Here is a 6,156-nt window from a genome sequence, read left to right as displayed (position 1 = left end):
AAGCAACAATAGCTAACTCTAAATTTTCTGCCTTTTCCCCTCTGATACGATCACTATAAGCATTGCCCAGATTATTTTGTGTCATTGCCCATTCATAAGGAAAGCTATCACGGGTATATACTTCTAATGACAGGTTATAAGCAACAATAGCTAACTCTAAATTATCCGCTCTTTCCTCTCTGATGCGCTTATTATAAGCATTCCCCAGATTATTTTGTGTTCCTGCCCATTGTTCAGGAAAGCTATCACGAGTATATACTTCTAATGACAGGTTATAAGCAACAATAGCTAACTCTAAATTTTCTGCCTTTTCCCCTCTGATACGATCACTATAAGCATTGCCCAGATTATTTTGTGTCATTGCCCATTGTTCAGGAAAGCTATCACGGGTATATACTTCTAAAGACTGGTTATAAGCAACAATAGCTAACTCTAAATTATCCGCTCTTTTCCCTCTGATGCGATTACTATAAGCAACCCCCAGATTATTTTGTGTCATTGCCCATTCAGAAGGAAAGCTATCACGGGTATATACTTCTAAAGCAGAATTAAAACAAGAGATCGCCCTTTCTAAATTATCAGCTTTACTGCCTTGATTCTTGTCAAGATAAACATTACCTAAACTATTTTGAATTTTAGCCCATTTTTGAGAAAAATTTTGCTCAGAATAAACATTCAAAACCTGTTGATAAATTGTTTCTGCTTCCTCATATTTCTTTAATTTCTTATATACATAACCCAAGGTCTCAAGAGTGGCTACTTTTGTCGGTTCTAATGATGTTATTTGATTACTTAAATTCCAAGCTTCTAGCAAAGATTCTTCCGCTTTTTGTAACTCTCCTCTACGGTAATAAGCAACCCCTAATTGCTGTAAAGTTGTTATCATCATAGATATATTTTTTTCTGCTGAATACTCTGCAAATAATCTAGTTAATAGATCAATTCTTGCTTGAGTTTCTGATACTCCATCTCGTTCAAGAACCCGAGCAAAATTCACAAATTGACGATCAATATTTTTTTCTTCTGGTAGAGATTCAAACTTAAAAATACCTGATTTCCAAGCCCAAAAATCAGGGGCAAATCTAGCAAATCTAGTAATAGTATCGTTTTGTAAACAAAATAATATGGGATAAGGAACATCATAAGTAAAAGCGTCTCTAACAAAATTGAGATTTTGTAAAATAGGGGGATAATCCTTAAATCCGATAGAATTTTCTAATCCTTTGATAATTAACACTTGCTTTTTATCTTCTAAAGGGGGATTTTTAGATAAATAGTTTAAAATTTCATCTAATAAAAAACGCACCTGAGAATCATCTATATTTAAAACAATAAATTGTATATTTTGACATTGAGAATTATTCATTAAACTCTCAACTATCCAGTTAGCTTCCTCATTGCGGTTAACTTCAATAAAGCCAATAGTTAATCCTTCGGCAAAATCAATAAAAGTTAGTAACTCAGCTAATCTCTGCTGATTTTTTACTAAAAATAAACGATGATTAGAAATAGAGAAAGATTTAGTTTCTAACATTTTTTAATACCTTTTTAAAAGCTTGAATAGATTCAACAACTGGATTGATATAGTTCCATCTATCATTACCATTATATTCTAAGGCAGAAGTATTAAATAACATAAGTTGTCCAATTTGATTGTTATTAATTTCCTTGTTTAAATAGACATTTACTAAATGAGTATAATGCTCATCAGGAATGACTCTTTCAAAATCAAATTGTACTTGTTTAATGGCAGTTTGTACGTCTTCACTATCAATTTTAGAGCCGCCTTTTGCATTTGCTGAAGTAATAGCAGTTCTCATCATTTGCATTAGTTGTCTAACATGACCGCCACTAGCTTTAGCTAAACTTAATAAATCATCGTAATTAGCAAAAATATCCTGAACATTAACCCTAACTTCAATTAATTTAGCAACAGCTTTTAAGGCTTCTTCTTGATAGTCTAAATCGGGCTTATTTCTTTGTAAATTGTAGATATTGATCATCGGGACAATATTAGAGTTCTCGAAAAAATTATTGACTTTTTTAGCTGAATAGATTGTAGAAATTGGCACAGTATAAATAATATTGCATCCCAAGGCTTGTAACTGTGCTGCATAATCGAAAAATAAATGATCGCCTACTTCTGGTGTTACTCGATCTAAATTGTCGAATATTACTAAAAATCCTTGATATTGAGGAAATTTTTGCTGTAATTTTCTAAACCCATCATCTAGTAAAAAATTTACATCAGCTTGTAAGCGAGAAATATCTTGTTCCAAGGTTTGACGAATTGTTTTTTTACGTTTATCAGACCCTTTAATTTGTGCTAATAATTTCACTAATAATTTAGCTACAAAAGGAATAGGAAAGGGAGAGGAACTAACATCTAAAGTTCCCGACATACTCACAGACTTCTCAACGGTTTCCTCTGTTTCTTCTGTGATATCTTTAAACCAAGCTTCAAAATTACCCAGAAGTTCATCATCAAACTTAATTCCTCGTTGTCTGAGTTCATATTCAATTTGCTTAATTAATACTAAATATAAGTCTATATAACGCGCATCTTCAATGTCAATTTCCCGATCAGCTTCTAAATAAATAATAAAATATTTTTCTTGCCATCTTTCCTGAATTCGCCTTAATTCTGTGCTTTTTCCACAGCCACGATGACCTGTAAATAAAATTGTTGTAAATTTTTCAGGTTCTTGAAATTCAAGAATTGTATCAACTTGACCTATAGCTTTGGTATTGCGAACTTTTGATAAATCAACATAATATCGTTTCATAGCTTCACCCCTTAGAGGATCAAGATTACAAACTCGGTAAGCTTCTTTGAGATTTTTGGCAAGATTAGTTTTGGTCATAGTCATTGAACAATATTATCTGAATAATCATAATTAATTATATTATAGCTTTTCAAAAAATACAATCTCCCTAAATCCAGTATCACGGGGAACGCACCTTATTTTTGAAAGGTAGGCTGGATAAGGGTTTTCGAGATCATGGTTGATTTTTTCTGAAAAGCTGAAAGTCTTATTAGATAAGGAATCTAGAATTTAGATGCGTTTGCCCTAAATCCAGTATTGACCAGTCGAAGGGTGAGAAATTGCCCCAACTGTTGCGCCATATCCCGTAAAAAAGCCGCATCATTATTATTTCCTTGTTTTTCTAACCCTGTTGCATAGTTTTCCATCAGCTGCAAAAATTCGGGATCAATCAATTCCTGATTTGCTTGCAGAATATTGTTGAGTTCCTCATCATCAGTACAAGCGAGCAACTGTTCAATTAAATTAACATAAGCTTGGGCGCGTTGTTCATTCATTGTCTGTACTGTGATTAGAATGATTGAATGAGGGACTATGATGTTTTTTGGCGGATGACTCTATGATAGGATGAGTCCCCTTGATATAGGGCGATTATGACACAGAATGCTATAGAGGATATTAACTATAAACGCTCAAACTCATCAACCCTTAATCCCGCTTGCCTTAAAATACTGCTAATTGTACCGATTGTTACCTCCTTATAACAGAGAACAATCGTTGTCATTTTTCCTTCGGGAGTATCCTTGGCAAACTTAACATGACTCCCCTTTTGACTAATAACTTCAAACCCTGCCGCTTCCAACTTGCGTTTAATCTCACGATAAGATAAAGGCTTAAGCGGCATTGATTTCTACCTCTATCTTCTGTAATCGGGGAATAACTGTTGCACAAGGCGGTTCAAAATGTAATTCTAAAGCCTCTTGCAGATTGTTTAACGCCTCGGTTTCCGTTTCCCCTTGACTAGCAACATCAACCTCTAAACATTGGGCAACAAACCAATTATCTTCTTGAAAAATTCTCGCTGTAAGTACCTGTCTCATTTTCACTTTCCTGATTGAGCTTTCCATAATTATAGGTCAGGCTAGAATGACAGTCAATTAAATAATCATATAGATCATGCTTTAGACTTCTACATAACAAGATTCTATACTTTATACCCCGTAACCAAGCAACAGGAGTATTATTTCTTTGTTCTTCTAACCCTGTTGCATAGTCTTCCCTCATTGTCTGTACTGTGATTGATGTGATTATGTGATGAACTGTGATTTTTTTTGAGAGAGAGCGACCTTATGATATAGTGTGATACAATAAATATTCGTGATTGTCAAGGGGGATCGATGCCAAATTTGTTTGATATATTCCAAGTTTCTGCCTTAGAACATATCAAACAAATTACTTTTCTGCACAAATAACTGTCATTACAGCAACTTCTTTGTCCAATTGATCTCCTATTTCATCTTCAACAACGTCCAGATCGTAATCCATTTGTAATCCCAGCCAAAATCGCGGTGACATATCAAAATAACGAGCTAACCGAAGAGCTATATCCGCCGTGATACACCGCTTTCCGTGAACGATTTCGTTAATACATTGTTCAGGAACTCCAAGAGCCAGAGCTATTTGATTCTGACTAAGGTTCATTGGCTTGATAAATTCCTCTAAAAGAACCTCACCGGGATGAATTGGCATTAGTTTATCTTCATTCATTATTTTACCTCAATGATAATCAACGATTTCTACGTCTAGAGCATCACCGTTTTGCCAGACAAAGCAAATTCGCCATTGATCGTTAACCCGAATGCTATATTGACCTTCCCTGTCACCAACCAGACGTTCCAATCGATTTGCTGGTGGGACACGAAGATCTTGCAGGGTTTCCGCACGATTAAGCATCCGCAATTTTCGCAATGCCACTTGTTGGATATCTAATGGCAATTTACGCGAATGTTTACGTTCAAAAACTTTTTGAGCTTCTTTATCTTTAAAGTTTTGGATCACTCTCTAAACAATTTCTTATCCTACTTCTAAGTATATGACGTAAGGATGATCCGATGGCAGAACTGGTTGGGGAACAGGCCAGACAGTGACTTCTGCGAATGCGTCTGGGGCCAAGATGACGCGACGACAAATGATCGCGGTAGCCTTCATGTTGGATATACTAACAACACCTTAGCCTATTGTCAATGTCCCCAACAGTTAAAAACACCTCATATTCTTCTATATTTCTCGCTTGAGGGTTGAGATATTGCCCAAAGTTTTGTGTTAAATCAATCTGCATGGTTATTATTGTATCCTTATTATTTTAACCCCGTTGCATAGTTTTCCATCACCTGCAAAAATTGGGGGTCAATCAATTCCTGATTTGCTTGCAGAATATTAGTTCGTTCCTCATCATCAGTACAAGCGAGCAACTATTCAATTAAATTAACATAAGCTTGGGGGCGTTTTTCGTCCATAACCTTAATCCGATGCTTTTACAAAAGTTTTTAAAATTCTTCAATAGACATTCCAGCACCTTTAATAATTGTTCCCATTGTATAAGCATTAATTGGATTAGCTCTGGGAATTGTTAAGATATGCTCTCCATCAGTCATTGTAATATGTTTACCCTGTCGAACGATCCTAAATCCTGCTTTTTCAAAGGCTTTAATGGCTCGTTGATGATTAATTCCGGGAAGACTAGGCATGATTTAATTCAACTTCCACATAACAAGATTCTACACCTTGATTCAATTCCTCGGCAACTTCTAAATAAGACACAATAGCATCTTGAATATTATTGAGAGCTTCTTCTTTTGTTGTACCTTGAGAAGCACAGCCTGGTAAACCGGGACACCAAACAGCATATCCTTCTTCTGTTTTCTTAAGACTGACTTTATACTGCATATTTTTATAATAATAATCGTTGTCAGTTATTATAGCACAGCCATCATTAATCTCTGCTTTTGCTTGTAATACCTCTAATAAAAACCCCTGATATTCCTCTATACTTCTCGCTTGAGGGTTGAGAAACTGCCCCAACTATTGCGCTATGTTCCGTAACCAAGCAATAGGATTGTTATTTCCTTGTTCTTCTAACCTTGTTGTATAGTTTTCCATCACCTGCAAAAATTGGGTATCAATCAATTCCACAGAGTCAATATCACTGGCTGCTTGATACCTCCCCTGAACGGTTATAGTTAAGAGAGTGGTGCGTTACCACCCACTTCTAAGTAGGTGGGTGGAATTAAATATAAAATGAACATAGGTTGGGTTGAAGCATAAAACCCAACGCCCGCATGGGTTACGCTACCGCTAACCCATCCTACAAATAATTGTGCCTACCTACTTA

Annotated in this window: 9 protein-coding genes; all 9 read right to left on the bottom strand. The window is 35.5% G+C overall.

The features are described 5' to 3' along the window. Window positions 1-1,534, bottom strand: a 1,534-nt coding sequence (locus ACE1AQ_RS16585; protein ID WP_374808827.1) for a tetratricopeptide repeat protein, incomplete at its 3' end; no start/stop codon positions are given. Then, the gene (locus tag ACE1AQ_RS16580) at window positions 1,521-2,870 is read right to left on the bottom strand and encodes an AAA family ATPase (protein ID WP_002800942.1); all 1,350 of its coding nucleotides are present in this window, start codon (window positions 2,868-2,870) and stop codon (window positions 1,521-1,523) included. The genes ACE1AQ_RS16580 and ACE1AQ_RS16585, both read right to left, overlap by 14 nt. Before the next feature lie 179 nt (window positions 2,871-3,049). Next, a complete protein-coding gene (locus ACE1AQ_RS16575; RefSeq protein WP_110543141.1) occupies window positions 3,050-3,322 on the bottom strand; it encodes a hypothetical protein in 273 nt (90 codons plus the stop codon). A gap of 125 nt (window positions 3,323-3,447) precedes the next feature. Further along, window positions 3,448-3,669: a type II toxin-antitoxin system HicA family toxin gene (locus tag ACE1AQ_RS16570; RefSeq protein ID WP_110543144.1), complete on the bottom strand. Its 222-nt coding sequence runs from the start codon at window positions 3,667-3,669 to the stop codon at window positions 3,448-3,450. Next, window positions 3,659-3,865 carry a type II toxin-antitoxin system HicB family antitoxin gene (locus tag ACE1AQ_RS16565; RefSeq protein WP_002740815.1) on the bottom strand — a complete coding sequence of 69 codons (207 nt, stop codon included), beginning with the start codon at window positions 3,863-3,865 and terminating at the stop codon, window positions 3,659-3,661. The genes ACE1AQ_RS16570 and ACE1AQ_RS16565 overlap by 11 nt, the downstream gene beginning before the upstream one ends. A gap of 352 nt (window positions 3,866-4,217) precedes the next feature. Further along, window positions 4,218-4,532 (bottom strand): HigA family addiction module antitoxin, encoded by a 315-nt coding sequence (locus tag ACE1AQ_RS16560; RefSeq protein WP_002737909.1) that lies wholly within the window; start codon window positions 4,530-4,532, stop codon window positions 4,218-4,220. 9 nt (window positions 4,533-4,541) lie between these two features. Further along, window positions 4,542-4,823 (bottom strand): type II toxin-antitoxin system RelE/ParE family toxin, encoded by a 282-nt coding sequence (locus ACE1AQ_RS16555; RefSeq protein WP_002740810.1) that lies wholly within the window; start codon window positions 4,821-4,823, stop codon window positions 4,542-4,544. Window positions 4,824-5,311: 488 nt separating this feature from the next. Beyond that, a complete protein-coding gene (locus tag ACE1AQ_RS16550) occupies window positions 5,312-5,512 on the bottom strand; it encodes a type II toxin-antitoxin system HicA family toxin (RefSeq protein WP_106909232.1) in 201 nt (66 codons plus the stop codon). Continuing rightward, complete coding sequence (locus ACE1AQ_RS16545) at window positions 5,505-5,711, bottom strand: type II toxin-antitoxin system HicB family antitoxin (RefSeq protein WP_039900529.1); 207 nt, start codon at window positions 5,709-5,711, stop codon at window positions 5,505-5,507. Before ACE1AQ_RS16545 ends, ACE1AQ_RS16550 begins: the two co-directional genes overlap by 8 nt. Window positions 5,712-6,156: the final 445 nt, after the last annotated feature.

It is taken from the genome of Microcystis sp. BLCC-F209 (genome assembly GCF_041928595.1).
In the GTDB taxonomy this organism is placed as follows: domain Bacteria; phylum Cyanobacteriota; class Cyanobacteriia; order Cyanobacteriales; family Microcystaceae; genus Microcystis.
Note: the sequence above shows the minus strand (reverse complement) of the source record. Positions and strands in the feature narration are given on the sequence as shown.